General features: G+C 71.4%; 25 protein-coding genes. 12 read left to right on the forward strand and 13 right to left on the reverse strand.

The genetic code is table 11. The annotated features are described in order from the left end of the window. Positions 1-5: 5 nt before the first annotated feature. From JNB62_RS02335 to JNB62_RS02350, 4 genes are all read left to right on the forward strand, one after another. The gene (locus tag JNB62_RS02335) at positions 6-143 is read left to right on the forward strand and encodes a hypothetical protein (protein WP_185843119.1); all 138 of its coding nucleotides are present in this window, start codon (positions 6-8) and stop codon (positions 141-143) included. A 67-nt stretch (positions 144-210) separates the two neighbouring features. Beyond that, a complete protein-coding gene (locus JNB62_RS02340) occupies positions 211-387 on the forward strand; it encodes a hypothetical protein (protein ID WP_220299277.1) in 177 nt (58 codons plus the stop codon). A 55-nt stretch (positions 388-442) separates the two neighbouring features. Then, positions 443-1,225, forward strand: coding sequence for a hypothetical protein (locus JNB62_RS02345; RefSeq protein ID WP_220299278.1), 783 nt, complete (start codon positions 443-445; stop codon positions 1,223-1,225). 53 nt (positions 1,226-1,278) lie between these two features. Then, positions 1,279-2,235: a hypothetical protein gene (locus tag JNB62_RS02350; protein ID WP_220299279.1), complete on the forward strand. Its 957-nt coding sequence runs from the start codon at positions 1,279-1,281 to the stop codon at positions 2,233-2,235. 27 nt (positions 2,236-2,262) lie between these two features. Here the strand turns inward: JNB62_RS02350 and JNB62_RS02355 are convergent, their stop codons facing one another. The 3 genes from JNB62_RS02355 to JNB62_RS02365 are packed head-to-tail and all read right to left on the reverse strand — an operon-like array spanning position 2,263 to position 5,521. After that, positions 2,263-3,153, reverse strand: coding sequence for a glycine betaine ABC transporter substrate-binding protein (locus tag JNB62_RS02355; protein WP_220299280.1), 891 nt, complete (start codon positions 3,151-3,153; stop codon positions 2,263-2,265). A gap of 17 nt (positions 3,154-3,170) precedes the next feature. Then, the gene (locus JNB62_RS02360) at positions 3,171-4,121 is read right to left on the reverse strand and encodes an ABC transporter permease (protein WP_220299281.1); all 951 of its coding nucleotides are present in this window, start codon (positions 4,119-4,121) and stop codon (positions 3,171-3,173) included. Further along, on the reverse strand, positions 4,118-5,521 hold the full coding sequence (locus JNB62_RS02365) for a quaternary amine ABC transporter ATP-binding protein (protein ID WP_220299282.1): 1,404 nt from the start codon (positions 5,519-5,521) through the stop codon (positions 4,118-4,120). The genes JNB62_RS02360 and JNB62_RS02365 overlap by 4 nt, the downstream gene beginning before the upstream one ends. A gap of 327 nt (positions 5,522-5,848) precedes the next feature. Between JNB62_RS02365 and JNB62_RS02370 the strand changes: the two genes are divergently transcribed. Genes JNB62_RS02370 through JNB62_RS02380 form a run of 3 tightly spaced genes read left to right on the forward strand, consistent with a single transcriptional unit; the run spans position 5,849 to position 7,844 of the window. Beyond that, complete coding sequence (locus JNB62_RS02370) at positions 5,849-6,238, forward strand: GntR family transcriptional regulator (RefSeq protein WP_220299283.1); 390 nt, start codon at positions 5,849-5,851, stop codon at positions 6,236-6,238. Continuing rightward, on the forward strand, positions 6,235-7,152 hold the full coding sequence (locus JNB62_RS02375; protein ID WP_220299284.1) for an ABC transporter ATP-binding protein: 918 nt from the start codon (positions 6,235-6,237) through the stop codon (positions 7,150-7,152). Before JNB62_RS02370 ends, JNB62_RS02375 begins: the two co-directional genes overlap by 4 nt. Beyond that, on the forward strand, positions 7,149-7,844 hold the full coding sequence (locus JNB62_RS02380; RefSeq protein WP_220299285.1) for a hypothetical protein: 696 nt from the start codon (positions 7,149-7,151) through the stop codon (positions 7,842-7,844). The genes JNB62_RS02375 and JNB62_RS02380 overlap by 4 nt, the downstream gene beginning before the upstream one ends. 73 nt (positions 7,845-7,917) lie before the next feature. Here JNB62_RS02380 and JNB62_RS02385 read toward each other — a convergent pair whose 3' ends face one another. Beyond that, on the reverse strand, positions 7,918-8,211 hold the full coding sequence (locus JNB62_RS02385) for a chorismate mutase (RefSeq protein WP_220299286.1): 294 nt from the start codon (positions 8,209-8,211) through the stop codon (positions 7,918-7,920). A gap of 149 nt (positions 8,212-8,360) precedes the next feature. On the opposite strand from JNB62_RS02385, the gene JNB62_RS02390 reads away from it, so the two are divergent. The 3 genes from JNB62_RS02390 to JNB62_RS02400 all read left to right on the forward strand — a co-directional run bounded on the left by JNB62_RS02390 (position 8,361) and on the right by JNB62_RS02400 (position 12,457). After that, entirely contained in the window at positions 8,361-9,605 is a 1,245-nt protein-coding gene (locus tag JNB62_RS02390; RefSeq protein ID WP_220299287.1) for an AI-2E family transporter, read from the forward strand. Positions 9,606-9,649: 44 nt separating this feature from the next. Then, entirely contained in the window at positions 9,650-11,257 is a 1,608-nt protein-coding gene (locus JNB62_RS02395; RefSeq protein ID WP_220299288.1) for a response regulator transcription factor, read from the forward strand. A gap of 93 nt (positions 11,258-11,350) precedes the next feature. After that, positions 11,351-12,457, forward strand: coding sequence for a flavin-containing monooxygenase (locus tag JNB62_RS02400; RefSeq protein WP_220299289.1), 1,107 nt, complete (start codon positions 11,351-11,353; stop codon positions 12,455-12,457). Between the two features lie 65 nt (positions 12,458-12,522). Here the strand turns inward: JNB62_RS02400 and JNB62_RS02405 are convergent, their stop codons facing one another. The 9 genes from JNB62_RS02405 to JNB62_RS02445 form a co-directional block, all read right to left on the reverse strand. Further along, positions 12,523-13,347 carry a ComEA family DNA-binding protein gene (locus tag JNB62_RS02405; protein WP_308291702.1) on the reverse strand — a complete coding sequence of 275 codons (825 nt, stop codon included), beginning with the start codon at positions 13,345-13,347 and terminating at the stop codon, positions 12,523-12,525. After that, positions 13,344-13,865 (reverse strand): hypothetical protein, encoded by a 522-nt coding sequence (locus tag JNB62_RS02410; RefSeq protein WP_220299290.1) that lies wholly within the window; start codon positions 13,863-13,865, stop codon positions 13,344-13,346. The genes JNB62_RS02405 and JNB62_RS02410 overlap by 4 nt, the downstream gene beginning before the upstream one ends. Next, the gene (locus JNB62_RS02415; RefSeq protein ID WP_220299291.1) at positions 13,862-14,632 is read right to left on the reverse strand and encodes a 4Fe-4S single cluster domain-containing protein; all 771 of its coding nucleotides are present in this window, start codon (positions 14,630-14,632) and stop codon (positions 13,862-13,864) included. The genes JNB62_RS02410 and JNB62_RS02415 overlap by 4 nt, the downstream gene beginning before the upstream one ends. Continuing rightward, positions 14,629-14,844 carry a DUF2997 domain-containing protein gene (locus tag JNB62_RS02420; RefSeq protein ID WP_220299292.1) on the reverse strand — a complete coding sequence of 72 codons (216 nt, stop codon included), beginning with the start codon at positions 14,842-14,844 and terminating at the stop codon, positions 14,629-14,631. The genes JNB62_RS02415 and JNB62_RS02420 overlap by 4 nt, the downstream gene beginning before the upstream one ends. Positions 14,845-14,855: 11 nt before the next feature. Then, the gene (locus JNB62_RS02425; RefSeq protein ID WP_220299293.1) at positions 14,856-16,478 is read right to left on the reverse strand and encodes an AAA family ATPase; all 1,623 of its coding nucleotides are present in this window, start codon (positions 16,476-16,478) and stop codon (positions 14,856-14,858) included. A gap of 39 nt (positions 16,479-16,517) precedes the next feature. After that, complete coding sequence (locus JNB62_RS02430) at positions 16,518-17,306, reverse strand: hypothetical protein (RefSeq protein WP_220299294.1); 789 nt, start codon at positions 17,304-17,306, stop codon at positions 16,518-16,520. After that, positions 17,303-18,103 (reverse strand): hypothetical protein, encoded by an 801-nt coding sequence (locus JNB62_RS02435; RefSeq protein ID WP_220299295.1) that lies wholly within the window; start codon positions 18,101-18,103, stop codon positions 17,303-17,305. The genes JNB62_RS02430 and JNB62_RS02435 overlap by 4 nt, the downstream gene beginning before the upstream one ends. A 62-nt stretch (positions 18,104-18,165) precedes the next feature. Next, positions 18,166-19,329 (reverse strand): lactonase family protein, encoded by a 1,164-nt coding sequence (locus tag JNB62_RS02440; RefSeq protein WP_220299296.1) that lies wholly within the window; start codon positions 19,327-19,329, stop codon positions 18,166-18,168. Between the two features lie 116 nt (positions 19,330-19,445). Beyond that, positions 19,446-20,732 (reverse strand): adenylosuccinate synthase, encoded by a 1,287-nt coding sequence (locus JNB62_RS02445; protein ID WP_220299297.1) that lies wholly within the window; start codon positions 20,730-20,732, stop codon positions 19,446-19,448. Between the two features lie 77 nt (positions 20,733-20,809). On the opposite strand from JNB62_RS02445, the gene JNB62_RS02450 reads away from it, so the two are divergent. Both JNB62_RS02450 and JNB62_RS02455 read left to right on the forward strand, forming a co-directional pair. After that, positions 20,810-21,544, forward strand: coding sequence for a Pr6Pr family membrane protein (locus JNB62_RS02450; protein WP_223230885.1), 735 nt, complete (start codon positions 20,810-20,812; stop codon positions 21,542-21,544). A gap of 147 nt (positions 21,545-21,691) precedes the next feature. Then, positions 21,692-22,426, forward strand: coding sequence for a Pr6Pr family membrane protein (locus JNB62_RS02455; RefSeq protein WP_220299298.1), 735 nt, complete (start codon positions 21,692-21,694; stop codon positions 22,424-22,426). The last annotated feature ends 8 nt before the right edge of the window (positions 22,427-22,434 follow it).

Consider the following 22,434-nt stretch of genomic DNA (forward strand, 5'->3'; position numbering starts at 1 on the left):
GAGCCATGGCGGCGGACGACGACGAGTACAGCGACTACAACGACGCCCGGCAGCGGCGCGTCAAGATCGTCGCGTGGGTGACCATCGTCGCCCTCATCCTCGTCGGCGGCGGCGCGACGGTGTTCGCGCTGCTCTTCGGCTGATCTGTTGCTGACCTGGCGCTTTCGCAGTCACGCGTGACCCGCTAGCCTCCACACAAGGAGGTCCCCCATGTCTGGCAACCAGTCCCTCTGGACCCGCATCCACAACCTCATCTCGCCCCCGCGCGAGAGCTACGACACGCGGACCGCGCGCCCGGGCGAGCCAGGCGCCGGCCCGGACGCCCCCGTGTACGACGCCACCGACGGTCGCCGGCACGGCGGCACGATGCAGATCGGCGGGCACTGACGCCGTTCAGCACACTCCCGGGCGCGGCGTCGCGGCTCGCGGGTAGCATGACACTGTGGAGCCGATCCTCCTCATCGTGGCGGGCTGGTGGTGGATCGTTCCGGCCGCCGCGGGCGCCGGAACGGCGACCTACGTGGGCCTGACGACACGCGGGCGCCGTGCGCGGCGACTCGAGCTCGACGCTGCCCGCCATGAGGAGTCCCAGGCGTACCGCGCGCTGGTCGCCGCGAAGGCACGGGTGCGCATCGCGCAGGCCGACGCCATGACCGCGAAGGCGCGGGCGGCGGCACCACAGGCTGCAGAGGCCCGGCGCGAGCTGCAGCTCGCGCGCCAGTCCGAGAAGTCCGCATCGCTCGCACTCCGTGCGAGCCGCTCCCGCGTGAAGGCGGGGTACTCGCAGTACCGTGCCGCCTCGGCGCGCGATCCGCTCCCGATCGAACGACTGTGGGCCGAGCACGACGCCCTCAACACGCGCTGGCTGTCGTACGAGACCGATGTCGACAAGGCCCTGAAGTACTCGCAGGTGACCGACCCGCGGCATCCCTCGACAGTCGTCTTCCTCCGCGCGCAGCGCGAGGCCCTCGCCAAGCGGCCGACGCTGCGCGACCGCGTGACGCCTCAGCAGTACGTGGAGTACCGCGACGCCGTGCGTGCGATGCAGGCGGCGCTGGCCGACGCCGAGCGTCAGGCCGGCGTGCCCGGCGCGGCGCCGCCGAGCGCCGCCGCCACGACGGCCGCCACGATCGGCGCGGCGGCGGCGATGATCGCAGAGCTCGCCGACCGGCTGCCGTCGATGATCCCGCGCATGCCCCCGCCGCGCCAGACGCCACCCACCTGACAGCCTGCTTCGGACCCCGTACGGCGTTCGCCGACGGCCGTTAGCATGACAGGGTGGATGAGGTCCTCCAGTCGGTCTTCACATGGATCGGCCATAACTGGTGGGTCGCCTTCGTCGCGCTGGGCGTGGTGGGGACGATCGGCCGACGCTGGGAGCTGAGTGCGCGGCGCCGACACCAGCGTCGACTCGAGGTGCTCCACGCCAAAGCCGAGCTCAAGGCCGCGCAGGCGGCGGCGCGCGGCAAGGCGGTGCCGGCGGCATCCCTTCCCGCCTTCACGGCACCCACCGCCACCGCGGGGACCCCCGAGGCCCCGGCGCGCGAGACGCAGGCGACGCAGCTGGAACGCCTGTTCGCGACCCACGACGCCGTGACCGCGCGGTGGCTGGAGTACGAGCTCGACGTCGCGAAGATCATCGCGTTCCCCGCCATGAGCGACGGGCGTCAGCCGCTGACCGCGGCGTTCCTGCGGGCCAAGCGCGTCGCCGACGGCCTGCGGCCTGCCTCGGCGAAGGCGAAGCTCACGAAGGAGCAGCTCGCCGAGTACCGCAACGCGGTCGCGGACTTCGAGGTCGCGTTCGACGTCGCCGAGCGCGATGCGCGGCGCCTGCGCGACTCGGGCTTCACCGAGGTCGAGCGCAAGCGCCTCGACACCGCGAAGAAACTGCTGACCGTCGCGATCGACGAGGCCGCGACGCCCGCTGAGCGTCAGCTCGCGTACCGCCGCGTGCGCGAGGAGCTCGACGGGCTCATCTCGATCTCGGACGAGGCCATCGAAGTGCTCGAGAACAAGGTGATGCTCGAGCTCGGGCCGAAGGCCTCGGCCGCGGGAGAGGATGCAGCCGCCCCGGCACAGCCGGCGGCCTCGGCGCCCGCACCCGAGCCCGAGCCCCTGCGCGCGCCCGGGCGCCCGAGCACGACGCCGCCGGCGCCGCCGGCGCAGTGGCCGGTCCCCGCGCGCGGCAACGGCGATGCCCCGGGCCGCGTGGTGCACCCGAAGCCGCCGCGCTGATCCGGCGCGTCGGCGCCGGGCGCCACGTCAGCGCGTAAGGGTGTCGACGTAGTCGCGGTTATCGGCGATCCACTGCGCGACGACGGGGCCGTAGTCGTCGTCGCCTCCCTCGCGGAACATCGCGTCCTCGAGCGAGTACAGCAGCTCGTTGTCCATGCGGAACGCCTCCAGCCACGCCGCGACCTCGGGGAACTCCTCCGCGAAGCCCGTCGACGTCACGGTGTGGATGCCCTCGGCGTCGCCGAGCAGGCCGTCGGGGTCTTCGAGGTCCTTGATGGGGAACGCGTTGTACGCCCAGTGGGGACGCCACAGGGTGACGGCGACGTCGCGGCCGGCATCCGTCGCCGCCTGCAGCTCGGTGAGCATCGCCGGGGTGGACGACGTCACGAACTGCATGCCCTCGAGCCCGTAGCCGGGGATCACCTCGTTCTGCGTGACCGTGACGAGGCCCGAACCCGACTCGATGCCCACCAGGCGGTTGCCGAACAGGTCGGCGTTGGCGGCGAGCTCGGACAGCGAGTCGATCGGCGCATCCTCGTTCACCGCGATGGTGAGCTTGGCCTCGTCGTTCCACGCGCCGAGGTCGACCAGATCGTCGCCGTACGTCTTCATGTACTCCGCGTGCGTGAGCGGCAGCCACGTGTCGAGCGTGAGGTCGTAGTCGCCCTTCGCGATGCCGGTGTAGGCCGCGGCCGGGTCGGCGTACACCAGGTCGACGGCGTACCCCTCGTCTTCGAGCACGGCCTTCCACAGCTCGGACGCGGCGATGCCCTCGTCCCAGCCGTTGAACACCGCCACCGTGAGGCGGCCCTTCGTGTCGTCACCGGCCACGCCCGTCTGGTCAATGGCGCCGGTCACGAGCAGTGCGGCGGTCCCCGCGAGGGCGAGGCCGGCGGCGATCATGCGTCGCTTCGTCATGTGCGTGTCCTCTCGGTTCAGGCCGTGACCGGCTGGCGGTCGTCGGCGACGTCGGCGGGGAGGGATGCCGCGGCCCGCGGCTGCTCGACCGTCGGGGTCGCGGCGGTGGCGGCATCCGTCGAGGTCTTCGGCGTCCGCTCGCGCGGCACCGCGAAACCGGAGGTCACGCGGTCGAGGATCATCGCGAGGATCACGACCGACAAGCCGGCCTCGACGCCGAGCCCGATGTCGATGCGGCTGAGGCTCTGCACGACCGCGCCGCCGAGCCCGCCCGCGCCGACCATGCCCGCGATGACGACCATCGACAGGCTCAGCATGATGACCTGGTTGACGCCGGCCATGATGCTGGGCATCGCGAGGGGGAGCTGGATCTGCCGCAGGATGCGTCCCGGCGACGCGCCGAACGCATGGCCGGCCTCGACGATCTCGGCGTCGACGCCGCGGATGCCGAGCTCGGTGAGGCGCACGCCCGGCGCGAGCGCGAACGCGATCGTCGCGACCATGCCGGGCACGGGCCCGACGCCGAAGATGAGCATCGCGGGGATGAGATAGACGAAGGCGGGCATCGTCTGCAAGAAGTCCAGGACGGGACGCAGCACCGCCGAGACCCGGTCGCTGCGGGCGGCCCAGATGCCCAGGGGCACGGCGATCGCGATCGCCACAACGGCGGCGAGGATCACGAGTGCGAGCGAGTCCATCGCGTTCGGCCACTGGCCGACAGCGACGATCACGAGCAGGCCGAGGGCGCTGCCGACGGCGAGCACGAGTCCTCGCGACCAGTAGGCGAACGCCGCGATCACGAGGATCACCGCCCAGAACGGCGGGGCCGACAGTGAGGCGTCGAGCCAGTCGTAGAGCCCGCCGAAGATCACCGCGAGGACGTCGAAGAACCCGCCGAGCGCGTCGATGAGCCAGCGCACGGCGGCCTCGACGACGTCGCCGAGCGGGAGCCGGAAGAAGTCGTTCATCGGCTCGCTCCTTCCGCCGCGGCGGCCGCGTCGTCGGCGATCCTCGAGACGCCGACGGTGGTGGGCGGCGCCGCGCGGCCCGCGAGCGTGGTCGTGGCGCCCGAGGGCGCCTCGACGACCGCCAATGTCTGCGTGATCTCGCTGACCGGCACGCTGGCCGGCACCTCGATGACGGGGTTCTCGCGCGTGATCGGCGGCACGTCGCCGAGGGCGGCCAGCAGCGTCACGCGCGGGATGGTGCCGACAAGGCGGCCGGCGTCGTCGACGACGGCGACCGGCACGGGACTCTCGACGGCGCGCTCGACCACGTCGGTGAGCGGATCGTCGACGTGCACGGCGGGCCGGCCGCTGCGCACGAGCGAGCGTAGGTCGGTGTTGCCCGCCTTGACGGCCCGGATGACTGCGCGGTCCGAGACGGTGCCGACGAAGCGGCGGTTCTCGATCACCGACACCGAGCCGACCTGCAGGTCGCGCATCACGCGCAGCGCGCCGCGCACGCCGGCGCTCACCGGCGTGGTCGCGGCGGGCGGGGCCATGACGGAGCCGGCGGTGAGCACGCGGGCGCGATCGACGTCCTGCACGAACTGGGCGACGTAGTCGTTGGCGGGATCCGTGAGGATCTCTTCGGGCGTGCCCGTCTGCACGATGCGGCCGTCGCGCATCACGGCGATGCGGTCGCCGAGGAACATCGCCTCATTGAGGTCGTGGGTGATGAACACGATGGTGCGGCCGAGCTCGCGCTGCAGCTCGATGAGCTGCTCCTGCATCTCACGGCGGATGAGCGGGTCCAGTGCCGAGAACGCCTCGTCCATCAGGAGGATGTCGGTGCCGGCCGTCAGGGCGCGGGCGAGTCCCACACGCTGGCGCATGCCGCCCGACAGCTCGTCGGGCATGGCGTCGGCCCGCTCGCCGAGCCCGACCTTGCCGAGGATCTCGCGGGCCCTCGCCCGGCGTTCGTCGCGGCCCACGCCCTGGATCTCGAGCGCGTACGCCGCGTTGTCGAGCACGGTCAGGTGCGGGAGCAGCGCGAAGTGCTGGAACACCATCGAGATGGATCGGCGCCGGATGCCCCGCAGCGTCTTGGGTGAGGCATCCACGACGCTCTTGCCCTGCACCCGCACGTCGCCCGCGGTCGGCGGGAGCAGTCCGTTGAGCATGCGGAGCACCGTCGATTTGCCCGAGCCCGACAGGCCCATGATCACGAAGATCTCACCGGGCTGGACGGTGAAGCTCGCGTCGATGACGGCGGCCGAGCCGGCGTCGGCGACATCGGCCCGGGTCGCGCCGCCGCGGAGTCTCTTGACGGCGTCGTGGGGGTTTCGTCCGAAGACCTTGAACAGATTCTTCGCCTCGATGGCAGGCGGGAGCGTCACTGTGCACCTCGGCGGCAGGAGCCGCATCGGTCGCGCCCGGGTGGCGGCCCCTCACGCAGCGGATGTCGGATCCGCGCCGCGGCCGCCGACCGTACGCCCGCCGGTCTGACGTCCCGGGTGAGACGTCACCGGCGACCGCGGACTGGTCGGGTCTGACCCGTGCAGGGCCTCATCCACCGTTTCATGTGGGCGCAGGGGTCGCAAATTCGACACCGATCGGCCCGGCGGGTACGCCGCGCGCACGCGCGATACCACGCCGGCGCTGACGGGGGTCGGGTCCAAGGCTTGACACTCGGTCCCGAACGTTGCATGGTTAGCTAGTCAAGTATGTAACCAACCAAGCAGGAGCGGGATGTGATCGAAGAAGGCCGGGCGCTGTTCCTCCAGATCGCCGAGAACGTGGAGGACGCGATCATCGACGGCAGCCTCGCCGAAGAGGCCCAGGCGCCGTCGACGAACGAACTGGCCGCCTTCTACCGCATCAACCCCGCCACCGCGGCGAAGGGAGTGGCGATGCTCGCCGACAAGGGCGTGCTGTACAAGCGGCGCGGCATCGGCATGTTTGTCGCGCCGGGGGCGCGCGACCTGCTGCTGACCGAGCGGCGCAACGCCTTCGCCGACCGCTTCGTCGAACCGCTGCTCGTCGAGGCCCGCAAGCTCGGGCTCGGACCCGAGGATCTGGAACAGCTCATCCGCGACCGCGCATCCGCGCCGGCCGCCACCACAGAAGGGAACGCACGATGACGACCGGGACGCACGTCATCGAGGTGAACCATCTCACCAAGCGATATCGCGACGTCGTCGCGGTCGACGACGTGAGCTTCACCATCGAGAAGGACACCATCTACGGTCTGCTCGGTCGCAACGGCGCGGGCAAGACCACCGTCATGTCGATCCTCACGGCACAGAACTTCGCCACGTCGGGGGACGTCCGCGTGTTCGGGATGCAGCCGTACGAGAACGCCAAGGTGCTCTCGCGCATGTGCTTCGTGCGCGAGAGCCAGAAGTACCCCGACGACGCGCTGCCGAGGCACGCCTTCGGCACGGCGAAGCTGTTCTTCCCCCACTGGGACGAAGAGCTCGCCGAGCGGCTCATCGACGACTTCCAGCTGCCGATGAAGACGCGCATCAAGAAGATGTCGCGCGGGCAGCTCTCGGCGGTCGGCGTGATCATCGGGCTCGCCTCGCGGGCCGAGATCACGTTCTTCGACGAGCCGTACCTCGGCCTCGACGCGGTCGCTCGCCAGATCTTCTACGACCGGCTTCTCGAGGACTACGTGCTACATCCGCGCACCGTCATCCTGTCGAGCCACCTGATCGACGAGGTGTCGAACCTCATCGAGCGCGTGCTGGTGATCGACCGAGGCCGCATCCTCATCGACGAGGCAACGGATGCCATCCGCGACCGTGCGGCCAACATCGTGGGCGACGTGGCGGCAGTGGATGCCTTCGTCACGGGCCGCGAGGTCATCCACCGCGAGACGCTCGGGCGCGTCGCCTCGGTGACCGTCGTCGGGCACCTGACCGACGCCGATCGCGCCGAGCTCGCGTCGGCGGGCCTGGACGTCGCCCCCGTCTCGCTGCAGCAGCTGATCGTCCGCACCACCCAGCGTGCGGCATCCGAATCCGCCGCCTCTGAAGAGGGAGCACTGCGATGAACCGCACCGTCAACGTCGTCCGCATGCAGCTGATCAACAAGCAGACGTTCGTCTGGGTCCCGCTGCTCGTGCTCGGCGCCTCGTTCGCGATGTCGATCGCGATCTACGCGATCCTCAACTCGTCGGGACTCGAGGGACCGTTCTACGGCGGCGGGTCCCAGGCGCCGCTGTGGGTGCTGCTGTTCGTGGGCATCTCGTCGCTGACGCTCACCTTCCCCTTCTCGCAGGCGATGAGCGTGACGCGTCGCGAGTTCTTCCTGGGCACCATGCTCGCAGCGGCGATGTGCGCCGTGCTGCTGGCCGCCGTGTTCGCCATCGGCGGGCTCATCGAGGATGCGACGAACGGCTGGGGCATCAACGGCTACTTCTTCGCGCTGGACTGGGTCGTCGAGGACGGCGCTCTCGGAGCCGCGTTCTTCTACTTCGTGATGGCGATGCTGATCTTCATGCTCGGGTTCTGGTCGGCCACCGTCTACAAGCGTTTCGGCGCCCTGCTGCTCACCCTGATCTGGGTCGGCGTCGGCGTGCTGCTGCTCATCGCGATCTGGGCCATCACGCGCTTCGAGGTGTGGGGCGACGTCATCACGGCGCTCGTGCAGCTGGGCGCGGTGGGGCTGGCCGCGTGGGGGCTCGTCCTGACGGTCGTGCTCGGCGCGATCTCGTACGCGACGCTGCGGCGCACCGTGCCCTGAACCGCGGACAGAGGATGCCGCCACCCGGCGCGTGCGCGGGGTGGCGGCATCCGCATTCCGTACGGAACGACGCTCAGCGGGAGTCGGCGACCTCGGTGTGGTGACGGATGACCTCGGCGACCACGAAGTTGAACCACTTCTCGGCGAACGCGGGATCGAGATCCGCCTGCTCGGCGAGACTGCGCAGGCGCGCGACCTGCTGCTCCTCTCGCGCGGGGTCGGACGCCGGCATGCCGTGGTCGGCCTTGAGATGCCCGACCTGCTTCGTCGCCTTGAAGCGCTCGGCGAGCAGATACACCAGGGCGGCGTCGATGTTGTCGATGCTGCTGCGCAGCCGGGTGAGCGTCGCCGTGGGGTCTTCGGTCATGGGGTCCTCCTTCGCCCCTCGACCCTACCCGAGGGGTCTCTCGCGCAGCGTCGCGCGATCGGCGGCATGCGGCGGCGCGTCATGTCATCCGGGTGATGTTGCGGTCGTTCTCTCGTGCACACGCGCGGCACAGCCCTAGAGTGTCTCGCATGACGGATGCTTCGCCCTCGCTCGGCGCTACGGACGCCGAAGCCGCCGAGCCCCTCTCGGCCCCCGTGCTCGCGGGCACCGACCGCCAGGCGACGGCCGCCGGCGCGGCGACGCGCGCCGTGAACGCCGACGGCACGGTGACCGGACCCGACGGCCAGCCGGTGTTCACCGGCGAGGCACCGGCAGGCAAGACCTTCTGGGCCAACCTCAACAGCCCGTTCCGCCTGGGCCTGCTGCTCACCCTCGGCGCCCTCGCCGCGGCCGCGCTGGGCCTGGCGTTCTGGAACCTCTCGACGATCATCATCTACGTCGTCTTCGCGCTGTTCGCGGCGCTCGGGCTCGACCCGGTGGTGCGCTGGCTCGGCAAGCATCACGTGTCGCGACCGTGGGCGATCGTGGTCGTCTACACGGCCTTCGCGCTGGTGTTCGCCGGCGTGATGCTGTTGGTCATCCCTACGCTCGTCAAGCAGATCTCGGCCTTCTTCAGCGATCTGCCGCAGTACGTCGACGACTTCCAGAAGTCCGACTTCTACGCGTGGCTGAGCTCGACGTTCGGCAATCAGGTCGGGCAGATCACCGACCAGGTGGAGAAATTCCTGACCGATCCGGCGAACATCGCCGCGATCGGCGGCGGCGTGGTGAACTTCGCGGTGAGCGTCGGAACGACGATCTCGGGCCTGATCATCGTGCTCGTGCTGAGCCTGTACTTCCTCGCGGGCCTGCCGACCATCAAGGTCGCGTTCGTCCGGTTCGCCCCGGCGCGCAACCGCGCCAAGGCCGGCGCGATGACGGAGCAGATCACCGACTCCATCGGCGCCTACCTCATGGGCATGGTCGTGCTGGCGTTCTGCAACTCGATCGTGGCCTTCCTGCTGCACCTGTTCCTCGGGCTGCCCTTCCCGGCCCTCATGGGTGTGCTGGCGTTCTGCATCACGCTGATCCCGCTCATCGGTTCGGTGCTCTACTGGATCACGGCGACCGTCATCGCCCTCTTCACGGGCTGGCTGCCGGCGCTCATCTTCGCGATCGTGTACCTGATCTACATGCAGCTCGAGGCGTATGTGCTGACGCCGAAGGTCATGAACAAGGCGATCTCGGTGCCCGGCGCGCTCGTCGTCATCGGGGCGATGGTCGGCGGCACGCTGCTCGGTCTGCTCGGGGCGCTCGTCGCCATCCCCGTGACGGCGTCGATCCTGCTCATCATCAAGCAGGTCTTCATCCCGAAGCAGGACGCCAAGATCTGACGCGCGGCCTTGTCGGCCGATCGCCGCGCGCCCATACTGTGCGCATGGCGATCCGCGGCGCCGCCGTCGTGGACTGGACCGGACGGTTCGAGCAGCTCGCCGCTCACGAGGCCGCTCTGGCCGGCGACGAGCTGGACGAGCTCGGCCAAGCGGCCTGGTTCGTGGGGCGCGACGACGTCTCGCAGCGCGCGTGGGAGCGCGCGCATCTGCGCTACCTCGACGACGGCGACCTCGCGTCGGCCGTCCGATGCGTGTTCTGGCTCGGCTTCACGCTGAGCGAGCACGGCGACGGCGTCCGCGCGGGCGCGTGGATGGGCAGGCTCATGGAGCTGTGCGGCCGACCGGACGCGAAGCCCCCGGTCGACGGGATGCGCGCCCTCTGCGCGGCGTTCGGAGCCTTCGCGCACGGCGAGGCTGCGGCATCCATCCCCCTGTACCGCGACGCGATCGAGCGAGCGGATGCCGCACACGACGCCGACACGGCGACCCTGGCGACGATGGGACTCGGCCGGGCACTGCTGGCCGACGGTCGCGTCGCCGAGGCCTTCGAGACGTTCGACGGCGTGATGCTGCGGATCGCGAACGGCCGCGTCAGCGATCGCGCCGCTGGCCCGGCGTACTGCGCCGTGATCGCGAGCCTGCTCGCCCGCGGCGACATCGAACGGGCGCGCGTGTGGACGCGCGAGCTCGGCGACTGGTGCGACGCGCAGCACGGGCTCGAGCCCTTCCGGGGCGAGTGCACGCTGCACCGGGCGAGCGTCATGCAGATCGGCGGCGAGTGGACGGGTGCCGCCTCGGCCGCCGCGCAGGTGTGCGAGACCGAGAAGCGCACCGAGACCCTCGCCAACGCGTGGTACCGCGCCGCCGACCTGCATCGCGTGGCGGGGCGCGCCGACGCGAGCCGCGATGCGCTGCGCCGCGCTGCGGCGCTCGGACGCGACGTGCAGCCGGCGCTGGCCCTGCTGCACCGCGACGCCGGGGATCTCGCCGGCGCGTGGGCCGGGCTGACGACGGCTCGGAGCACGAGCGTCGACCCCGCCACACGGAGCGAGGTGCTCGCGGCCGCGGTGCGGATCGCGCTGGACCGCGGGCACCTGGAGGACGCGAAGGATGCCGCGGCGGAGCTAGCCACGTGCGCCGAGGCGTTCGACACGCTGTACCTGCGGGCGCTGTCGTCCCGAGCCGACGGCGACGTCGCCGTCGCGGCCGGACGCCCGCTGGAAGCGCTGCCCCTGCTGCGTGCCGCGTGGGCGGGATGGCGCCGGCTCGACGCACCGTACGATGCGGCCGTGACGCGCGTCTCCATCGGCGAAGCGGTGCGGGCGCTCGGCGACGGCGAGGGGGCAGAGCTGGAGTTCGACGCGGCGCGCGGGGTGCTGGAGGGCCTCGGCGCCATCCCCGACCTCGCACGACTCGAGCGGACCGCGACCGCCGCGGCGACGGAGTCCGATCCGGGACTCAGCCGCCGCGAGCGCGAGGTCCTGACCCTCGTCGCCCGCGGCTGGTCGAACCGGCGCATCGCCGAGCACCTGTTCCTGAGCGAGCGCACGGTCGCCCGCCACGTCGGCAGCATACTCGCGAAGCTCGGGGTGCCGAGCCGCTCGGCCGCCACGGCGTACGCGTTCGAGCACGGCCTCGCCGCGACCGCGTAGGGGCGCCGGGCCGCGGCATCCACGCGCGAATTGGTCATTTCTGCCGATGCCGGCCCGTGCGCCGCGGACCTACCGTGAGCGCAGGAGGACGACATGGACACGACAGAACTCGACACCATCGTCATCGGCGCGGGCGCCGCCGGCCTTCACACGGCACGCCTGCTCGCCGAGCGCGGCATCGACCACCTGCTCATCGACGCGGGCGACCGGGTCGGCGACACGTGGCGGCACCGCTATCGCTCGCTGCGGCTCTTCACGCCGCGGCGCTGGGCCGAACTGCCCGGGACGCGGCTCGACATCGGCTACTTCGCCTACCCGACGGGCACGCAGTTCGGCGACTACCTGGAGCGCTGCGCCGCGGCCATCGGCTCACCGCTGCGGCTGTCGACACGCGTGTCGCGGCTGTCGCTGGATGGCGACGGGCGCTTCCGCCTCGCACTCTCGACCGGGGATGACCTGGTCGCCGCGCATGTCGTCGTCGCCGCGGGCGCGCACCATGTGCCGATCGTGCCGTCGTTGGCGCGGGAGCTCGATCCGGCGATCCGCACCGTCCACTCGCTCGACTACCAGGGCCCGGAGGACTTCGCCCCCGGTCCCGTGCTCGTCGTCGGCGCCGGAAACTCGGGCACCGACATCGCGCTGGAGGCCGCCGCCGCCGGCCACGCCACGACGCTCGCCGGGCGGCACCCCGGCCAGGTGCCCGGGCGCATCGACACACCCGTCGGCAACCTGATCGCGGGCATCGCGATCCGCCGGCTGCGCGGGCTGAGGCTCGACACCGAGCGGGGTCGCCGGTTCGCCGACGAGCATCGCGGCCACGGCGTGAACCTCGTGCGCAACCACCTGTCGGACCTCGACCGCGCGGGTGTGCGCCGCGTCGGACGCCTCACCGCCGTGTCGGGAGGACGCCCGGTCGTCGACGGAGAGGCGATGGATGCCGCCACCATCGTGTGGAGCACCGGCTCGCGCCCCGACCTGGCGTTCATCGACATCGCGGCCGCGTTCGGCGGCGACGGCTGGCCCGACCACGTGCGCGGCCTGGCGAGGCGGGTGCCCGGGCTGGCGTTCATGGGCCTGCCGTTCCAGTACGCCGTCGCCTCCCCGACGCTCATGGGCATGGGCCGCGACGCAGAGCACGTGGTCGACCGCCTGCACGAGCCGGTCGCGCCCGCGCGCGCGGCATCCGTCCGAGCCGCCTGACGCGGCCGGTTCGGGATGCCGCGGCCCGCGGTGCGGCATCCCTCACCGCCGTATCGCCCGGCGGATCAGAAGTCGACGCGACGACCGAACCGGCGCTCGCCGCGCGGGCGCGGGGAGCACACCGCAACCTTGCGCAGCCGCACGATCTCGTGCGGCTGCAGGCCGAGCGTCTCGCCGAAGTCCTCGAGCGAACTGAAGCCGCCCTGCTCGTCGCGCTCGGCCACAGCCTTGCGGGCACGGGCGCGGGTGACACCCGGGAGCCCTTCGAGCTCCTTGGCCGTCGCGGTGTTGACGTCGACCGGCTCGGCGGGGGCGGCCGGAGTCGGCGTGGGCGCCTCGAGCAGGTCGTCCGCCGACGCTCCCACCTCGGCGGCGAGCTCTCGCGCCTCGTCGGGCACCGGTTCCGGTGCGGGCGCGGCGGCGCGCGACTTCGCGGCGTCAGCCTCGGCCTTCTGCTGCGCGGCGCGCTTGCGTTTGGCCGCGGCGCGCCGGCTCGCACGGTTGCCCGTCGGGGTCGTCCCGGCCCCCGTCGCGGCGGTGCGCGCCGCCGTCACGCCCATGCCGGACCTGTCGAGGCGCCGCTGCCACATGGTGCGCAGCCACCCCGGGTTCACCGCGAGCGCGCACACCATGCCGGCCAGGTACGCGACCGCGCGCACGATCGGCTGTGCCTCGCCCCACAGCTCCAGGTTCACGAGGATGGCCACGGCCGCCCACACCACGCCGAGGATGATGAGCCGCCGGCTGCGCGACACGACGCCGATGATGCCGAAGCCCAGCCACGCGAACATGGGACCGGGAACCAGGGTGAGCAGCATCCAGGAGCTCATTCCGAGCAGCCAGCCGATGCTCGGGACGTCGTTCGCCGGTGTCGCGCGGGTCGTGCTCACGCGTAGTCCTTCACGTCGAGCACCATCGTGACGGTGTCGTCCTGGTCGCGGGACTCCGAGACCAGTTCGAAGCCGGCGGATGCCGCACGGTCGCGGATCCGCGCGGCCACGGCCTGCTGCACACGCAGGGCATACGCGGCGTCCAGCCGGGCCACGAGGTCGGCCGCCTCGGACTCGGCGAGCTCGCGGCCGTCGGCACGCTGGAAGTGCGCCGCCCACACGCCGTCCTCGGAGCGGGTCATGTCGAGCTCGACGCCGTCGATCGCCGCGGACAGCGCGTCGCCGTCGAGCCTCACCGCGGTCGCACCGATGTCGCGCAGGGCGTCGCCCAGCAGGTCGGGGTCCTTCATGCGCGTGCGCACCTCGATGGGGCGCGGCCCGCTCTCGGCCCCGCCCGTGGCGGTCTCGTCCTCCTCGTGCTCGCGCCCCAGCTGGCTGAGCGCGCCGATGCCGCCGGCGGCGGAGATCGCGGTGGCGGCGGCGAGCGCCGCGGGGATCAGGATCAGGGTCACGCTCATCGCACGGCCTCCACTCGTGTTCGTCTGTGTGCGGCGGCGACCTGCGCGGGGCTGTCGGCGCGCACGCCGAGGTCGTCGAAGAGCGCCGCGAGGGCGGCATCCGTCGCCCACCCGTTGACGGCGACCGTCCCGTCGCGGGCGATGCGCACCTCGACGCGGTCGGGGCCGCCGTCGGCGTCGATCTCTCGAACCAGGGTCTCGTAGCGAGGCGTCAGCGCGCGGATGCCCTGGTTGCGTGAGCCGACCCACGGGCGCTCGGTGTCGGGCAGCTCGCGCAGGTACGGGCCGTCGCACAGCAGATCCGTCGCGGCGAGCAGCTCGGCGATGTCGTCGCGGCCGTCCTCGGCCCATGCCGCGAGCAGCTCGTACGGGTGCCCGCTGAAGGTCATGACGCCCAGGCCCGCCTCCTGGAACGCGCGAGCGAGGGATGCCGCACCCCGCGCCTGCTCGAACGGCTCGCCGCCGAGCAGCGTGAGGCCTTCGGCGCCGGCGGCCAGGGCCGCGGCCACGCACTCCCGCGCGAGCTCGTCGGGCGCGGTGACGACTCCTCCGCGCGGCGCCCACAGCTGGGGGTTGAAGCACTCGGGGCAGTGGACCGCGCACCCCTGCAGCCACACCGCCGCGCGCACGCCCGGCCCTTCGGCCGCCGTCGCGGGCAGGAACCGCGACCAGCGCACGGCGCCGGCCGGTCCCGCGACGGGCGGGACCGTGCCGAGGAGGGAACCCTGCCCTCCGCGGCCCTGCGACTGGGCGACGACGGTGGTCATGTGGTCCGGTCCGACTGCTCGTCGTCGATCGACGAGACGGCCGACGTCGAGGCCGTCGTGTAGTCCTCGGTGAAGCTCGACGACACCGTCTCGGCGTCGAGCAGCGCCTCGAGCGCCTCGATGTGATCGAGGCATTCCGGTCCCTGCATGCCGATCGTCTCGGCATCCACGGTTCCGTCCGGGTGCAGTCGCACCACGAGCTGCTTGGCCATGTTCCCCGTCCTCAGTAGTCCACTGTCCGGCCGCCGCGACGCGACGACAGGGCGCCCTCGGCGGCCGCGCCGGTCAGTTCAGCGGCATCCAGGTCCTCGGTGCCCGTCGCGCGGACGGCGCGTTCGGTGGCCCACGCGCGGATGCGCTGGACCTGTTCGGCCTGCGTCACCGCGAGCGGGATCATCGTGTCGACGACCTCGCGCACGGTGTCGAGCGTGATCTTCGAGCGCCCGCCGAAGCCCTCGTACAGCGACGACACCACCGACTGCTCGATCTCGGCGCCCGAGTGGTTCTCGCTGGCCGCGGCCAGCTCGGCCAGGGCGGCGTCGTCCGACGCGATCGCCTCGAGGCCGTTCGCCTCCGACGCGCGCGAGCGCAGCTGCAGCCGCCAGATCGCCTCGCGCTCGTGGGCCGTCGGCAGGTCGACGAAGAAGATCTCGTCGAAGCGGCCCTTGCGCAGGAACTCCGGCGGCAGCGAGTCGATGTTGTTCGCCGTGGCGACGACGAAGACGGGATGCCGCTTCTCTTGCATCCACGTCAGGAAGGTGCCGAACACCCGGGCGGTGGTGCCGGAGTCGCCCTGGCCGGTGGTGTTCGAGAACCCCTTCTCGATCTCGTCGACCCACAGCACGCACGGGGCGACCGCTTCGGCGGTCGCGATGGCGGTGCGCAGGTTCTGCTCGCTGGAGCCCACGAGGCCCGAGAAGATGCGGCCGATGTCGAGGCGCAGCAGCGGCAGTCCCCACGACGCCGCCGTCGCCTTCGCGGTGAGCGACTTTCCACAGCCGGGGATGCCCGTGATCAGCACGCCCTTCGGCGCCGGCAGCCCGTAGTCGCGGGCGCTGCCGAGCCACGAGCCGTCGCGGCGCGACAGCCAGCGCTTGAGGTTGTTGAGCCCGCCGACGTCGTCGAGGTCGATATCGGCCTGCACGAACTCGAGCACGCCCGACTTGCGCACCACCTGGCGCTTCTCGTCGAGCACGATCGGCACGTCCTGCGCCGACAGGCTGCCGTCGTTGACCATGGCGCGCGCGAACGCGTTCTCGGCCTCGGCCATCGACAGGCCGAGCGCGGCATGCACGAGCTGCTCGCGGGCCGCGTCGTCGGCATCCACCCGGATCCGCCCGTCGCCCGACGCGTTGTTCTCGATCATCGTCTCGAGCAGGTCGCGGATCTCGGCGGCGGTCGGCAGCGGGAAGTCCAGCAGGTGCGTGACCTCTTCGAGCTCGGGCGGGATGACCCGCACCGGCGCGGTGATCACGAGCGTGCGCGACACGTCGCCGTGGCGGAACTCGAGTGCCGTCTCGCGCACCGTCCGCACCAGCACAGGGTCGCCCGGACGGTGCTCGCCGCCGAGGTAGGCGTGCAGGTCGCAGAACACGAAGACGCTGGGGGTGTCGACGCCGGCGATGTGCTGCAGCGCGCGGGCGGGGTTGACGGTGTTGCCGACCGACTTGCCGTCGGGGCCGACGAGGCCGAGCGCGGCGCTCCACGTCCACAGCGCCCTGGGGTGGCGCTGTGTCTCGGCGGCGTCCGAGATGGCCGCGATGGCGCGCACCTCTTCGCCGGTCTCGATGTACAGCAGCGGCAGGCGCGCCTTGAACGCCTCGGTGAGGGTGTCGGCGAAGGTCACGTCAGCTCCTTTGGGTGGGGATCGAAGGGATGCCGGGGCTCACGGCGCCGGCGTCGGTGCGGGATCGGGGGCGGCCCCGGCGGGGGTGTCGAGCGTGATGGTCCAGTTGCCGTCGCCGGTGTCGGACTCGACCTGGAACACGATGCGGTCGGTCGGCTCCCACGATGCCCTCTCGTCGACCTCGTCGACGTCGTTGACGAGGCTGTTCCAGTCGCCCACGGTGACGGCCCCGACCAGGAAGACGCCGGTGCCGGTGTGCTGGAAGCGACCGCTGAGCGCCTCGCCCTCGTACAGCAGCAGCGCGTTGCCCTTGCCCGAGGCGGTCCCGGTCATCGGCGTGGCCTCGGGGTACGTGACCGTCGCGGACCAGTCGTCGAGCGCCTCGCCGAACCACAGCAGGCCGTCCTCGCTGCCGGGGAGGACCACGACATCGCTATCGGGATACAGCGCACCGAGGTACCCGGGCCAGTCCCAGTCGCTCGCCTCGGGGTCGGTCCCGGTGCCCCGCTGCTGGTACACGCGCACCCACTCGTCCTCGTCGTTGCCCGGCGCCGGCGTGAGGGTCAGCAGCGCCGAGCCGCCCGGCAGGCGCAGGTACCCGCCCGCCCGCGTGCCGTGCACGACGCCGTCGACGATCTCGAGCTCCGTCGCGCCGGGGGTCTCCCACGGGTACTCGTACTCGCCCTCGCCCTCCCCCACGAGCAGCTCGCCGGTGCGGGGGTTGATCGCCAGCGACGGGAAGGTGAAGAACGCGAGCGCCACGACGACGACCGTGCCGACCGCCCACGTCACCGCCGAGAACAGGCGGATCCGGCGGAACCCGTTCACTCCCCGGTCCCTTCCGTCGGTGTCGCTGCCGGCGTGGGAGCGGCCGCCGGGGTCGGGAAGTCGATGGTCCACGCGGTGTCGTCGGACGCGTCGACCACGAACATCGCAATGTCGCTGTCGGCCCACGCGATCGACTTGTCGGTGGCGTCGGTCGACGAGAACACCTCTTCCTGACCGGCGACGGTGACCGCGGTGAGGTACAGGTGACCGTCGCCGCGCATGCTCACGCGCGCCGTCGTGACGCCCTCGTCGACGAAGAACGTCGTGCTTCCGATCCCGCTCACGACGCCCGTGCGCTTCTCGACCTCGGGCGTCGTGATCTTCAGCCGGAAGCGCTCGTCGCTGAATCCGTCGACCCAGAGCGCGACATCCGCCTGCGGCACGAGCACCCACTGCTCGCCCGACAGGTTGTAGGCGTCGAAGGACGGCGCGTCGCCGTACTCGCCCGGTGTGAGGATCTCGCCGTCCGGGCCCGTCACCCACACGCCGGCGACGTACGTGTCGTCGAGGGCCGTGATCAGCAGCGGTCGCGAGGGGTCGAGGCCCTGGAGCGAGATCTTGGCGCCGTCCGTCCCGCTGAAGACGCCGTCGCCCTCGTCATCGGCGATCGGCGGGTCGGGGTTGACCCACGGCTCGCCGTAGTAGTCGTCGCTCGACGAGGACGTCTCGCCGACGGCATCCGAGATCAGGAAGACCGAGATGACGGCGATGAGGATGAGCCCCGCGATCCAGGCGGTGCCGTTGAACGCGAACAGGCGGTTGCGTGCCGCACCGCTCAGCGTCGTGTTCGCGCTCATCGCCGCCTTTCGTCCCGCGACCAGGCTAACAAGGGCCGCAGCGCCGCCCCGACGGCTGTGGATCAGCGGACGGGCAGCAGGCAGGTCGGCGACGGCGCGCCCGTGCGGTGCCGCACGCGGCCGGGCACGCCGGTGCGCAGGTCGAGGGTGAGCGAGGCCACCTCGTCCGACAGCTGGCCGGCCACGAGCAGCGTGTCGCGCACCACCACGTGGTGGCGGGGCCAGTTCACGCCTGCGTCGACGAGCGCCACCGGCGCCGCCGACTCCCCCGCGCCGCGCACCCGCAGCGTCGCGATCGTGTTGCTGCCGCGCACGCCGGCGTAGAGGAACTCGCCGTCACGCGAGGCCGCGAGCTCGGCCGCGCTGTCGCCCGGCAGCGTGCCCGCGCCGAGCGGCGTGCCGCTCACGAGCGACCACGTCCCGTCGGCGGACGCCGCGAGCACGAACAGCTCGCACGACAGCTCGGTGACCACGTAGAGGTGCCCGCTCGGGTGCCACACCATGTGCCGCGGGCCGCTGCCCTTCGGCAGCGCCACCTGCTGCAGCGGCGTCAGCGACGTCGCACCCGCGCGCCAGAAGCGCACGACGTCGTACCCGAGATCGGTCGTCGCGACCAGACCCCCCGGCAGGAACACGGCCTGATGCGCACGCGAGGGGCGACCGGATGCCTCGTCCCCGGCCGTCTCGTCCGGCACGTCGTGGTCGGGCACGAGGTGGGCGAACTCCTCACCCGCGGCCTCGCGCAGCGCGCGAGCGGCCGCGGTGAGATCGAGATCGCCGGCCTCGGCAGGAGCCGCGTCGGGACCGTACGGGTCCACGGCCGCCGGAGCCAGGACCGGGGAGGAGGGGCGGCCGGCGGCATCCACCGTCATCCGCACCACTCGGCCGTCGCCCCAGCAGCTGGCGATCAGCGAGCCGCCGTCCGGAGCGACAGCGATGTGGCACACGGCCTCACCGGCCGCCACGGGGTCGCCGAGCGGTGCGAACGTCGTCTCGCCGGTGCGCCGGAAGGCCTGCACCTGCTGCCGGTGCTCGAGCGCCGCGTACACGACATCCAGGCTCGGGTGCGGAGCGAGCCACGACGGCGAATCAGCCGTGGCGACCTCGCCGGCGTAGGCCAGCGGCCCGCCGGCCGAGGCTTCGTCGGCCGCGCCGGCGAGCAGCATCCCGATTCCGGACGCGCTCCCGCCCATGTCGGCGGTGTACCCGCCCAGCCAGAACCGCACCGATCCCACACCCTTTCCCAGATCAGGAGATCTCGCCTACACAGGCAGATCCGCGCGAAATCGACCTGCCTACGCGAGATCTCCTGATCTCGGCGAATGGCGAGGCCGCGAAAACCTCAGTCGACGAGGTCGTGGCGGACGATGACGGCGTCGCGGGCCGGGCCCACGCCGATCACCGAGATGCGGGTGCCGCTCATCGCCTCCAGCGCGAGCACGTACTCCTGCGCCTCGCGCGGAAGGTCCTCGAAGGTGCGGGCGCCCGAGATGTCGTGCTTCCAGCCGGGGAAGTACTCCAGGATCGGCTTCGCGTGGTGGAAGTCGGACTGGTTCACGGGCACCTCGTCGAAGCGCGTGCCGTCGACGTCGTACGCGACGCACACGGGGATCTGGTCGAGACCCGTGAGGATGTCGAGCTTCGTGAGCACGAGGTCGGTGATGCCGTTGATGCGGGTCGCGTAACGCGTGATGGGCGCGTCGTACCAGCCCACGCGCCGCGGACGCCCCGTGGTCGTGCCGAACTCGAACCCGCGCGAGCGCAGGAAGTCGCCGTTCTCGTCGAACAGCTCCGTCGGGAACGGACCGGCCCCCACGCGCGTCGTGTAGGCCTTGACGATGCCGACGATGCGGTCGAGGCGGTTCGGGCCGACGCCCGAGCCGGTCGCCGCGCCGCCGGCGGTCGCCGACGACGACGTGACGAACGGGTAGGTGCCGTGGTCGACGTCCAGCATCGTCGCCTGGCCGCCCTCGAACACCACGACGTCGTCGGCGTCGAGCGCCTCGTTCAGCAGCAGCGCCGTGTCGGTGACCATGGGCCGCAGGCGGTCGGCGTACGACAGCAGGTCGTCGACGATCTCGTCGCACGTGATGGCGCGGCGGTTGAAGACCTTGACCAGCAGGTGGTTCTTCTGGTCGAGCGCGCCCTCGACCTTCTGCCTCAGGATGTTCTCGTCGAAGAGGTCCTGCACACGGATGCCGACGCGGTTGATCTTGTCGGCGTACGCCGGACCGATGCCGCGACCGGTCGTGCCGATCATGCGCTTGCCGAGGAAGCGCTCGGTGACCTTGTCGAGCGTGCGGTGGTACTGCGTGATGATGTGCGCGTTGGCGCTCACCTTGAGCCGCGACGTGTCGACGCCGCGCGACTTGAGCGCCTCGAGCTCGGCGAACAGCACCTCGAGGTCGATGACCACGCCGTTGCCGATCACCGGGTTGACGCCGGGAGAGAGGATGCCGGACGGCAGCAGGTGCAGGGCGTACTTCTCGTCGCCGATCACGACCGTGTGACCGGCGTTGTTGCCGCCGTTGAACTTGACCACCCAGTCGGTGCGCTCACCGAGGAGGTCGGTGGCCTTGCCCTTGCCCTCGTCTCCCCACTGGACTCCGACGATCACGATGCCTGGCATGGGCTACTCCCCCGTTTATTGGACGGTTACACCCCATCCTATCCAAGTGGCCTGCGACCAGCCGATATCGTGTGGCCATGACGCGTACTCCGGGGTGGGCACAGGGTTGGACGATCGCGCGGGCGGCCATGGCCGCGCTGATCGTGGCGGCGATCGTCGCGCAGCTGGCGAAGTCGGTCGGCACGTCGATCGGGCTCGGACGAGACGTCGGCACCACCATCGCGAACTTCTTCAGCTTCTTCACCATCCTCTCGAACGCGTCCGCGGCGGTCGTGCTGCTGGTCGCGGCGATCTGGTTCTGGACGCGGGGCCGCGACGCCGACAGGGAGCCGACCGGTCTGGCGGTGGCCCTCGCCGCGGTCAGCACCTACATGATCATCACGGGGATCGTCTACAACACGCTCCTGCGCAACGTCGTGCTGCCGCAGGGCAGTGAGCCGGTGTGGTGGTCGAACGAGGTGATGCATCTGATCGCCCCGCTGTTCCTCCTCGCGGACGTCTTCTTCGGACCGCTGCGCCGAGCGTTGCCGTGGCGGTCGCTGTGGTGGATCGTCGCCTTCCCCATCGTCTGGGTCGTGTACACGATGGTGCGCGGACCGCTCGTGACCAACCCGGTCAGCGGCGACCCGTTCTGGTACCCCTACCCGTTCCTGAACCCGAACAACCCCGGCGGCTGGCCGTCGGTGATCCTCTACGTGATCGGCATCGCGATCGCGATCGTCGCGGTCGCGTCGTTCGTCGTCTGGTGGGGTCGCCGGAGCGCTGATCGCGCCGTTGTGGCATCTGTCCCCCAAACGGCCGACATGTTGTAGACCTAACACAACCGCCGGCGATCGGCGAGCGCTTTCAGCGCCGTCGCGCGCCAAGTTTTCACGCGCCCGCGTATTGCCGCGAGCACCCTCGACCTCGAAGACAGCGACCCGCGCTCCGCGGGTCGTCGCAACATCTGGGGGTGTGTCATGCATTGGGCATGGTTTCGGATCGCGGCCGCCACGGCCGGGTTCTCAGGCGTCGTCGCCGGCTTCATCGTGAACGTCGACCGCGCGGCACGACAGGGCCAGGGGCTCGGCGACGTCCTCGCCAACTACTTCAGCCTGTTCACGATCGTGTCGACGCTGCTGAGCATCGGCACGCTGCTCGCCGCCGCGTCATGGACGATGCGACGCCCGGGCTCTGCCCGCGAGCCGCTGGGCATCGCTCTGGCGATGGGGGCCGTCACCGGCCCGGTCCTGCTGCTCGGCGTCGTCTACAACGCGCTGCTGCGCGATCTGCCCTCACCCGTCGCGCTGGGCGACACGGCGGGCATCGCGATCCTCGACCAGTACGCGGTGGAAGTGCTGCACGTCGTGCTGCCGCTGTACTTCATCCTCGATCTGCTGTTCGCCCCGCGGCGCCGCGGACTGCCGTGGTGGTCGCTCGCGGTGTTCGTCGGCTACCCGCTCGCGTGGACCGGCTACACGATGATCCGCGGCGAGCGCGTCGCGAACCCCGACGGCACGACGCCGTGGTGGTACCCGTATCCCTTCCTCGACCCGCACGGCGCCGGCGGCTACAGCGCGGCGTTCGCCTACATCGGCGCGATCATGGCGGCGTTCCTGGCGATCGGCACGATCATCATCGTCATCGGCCGCTACCGCGACCGCCGCGCGACCCGCCAGGGCTCTCGGGCGGCTCGCGGCGCCCTGCCGGCCTGACATCGGCC

The organism is Microbacterium jejuense (assembly GCF_019511665.1).
Classification (GTDB): Bacteria; Actinomycetota; Actinomycetes; order Actinomycetales; family Microbacteriaceae; genus Microbacterium; species Microbacterium jejuense_A.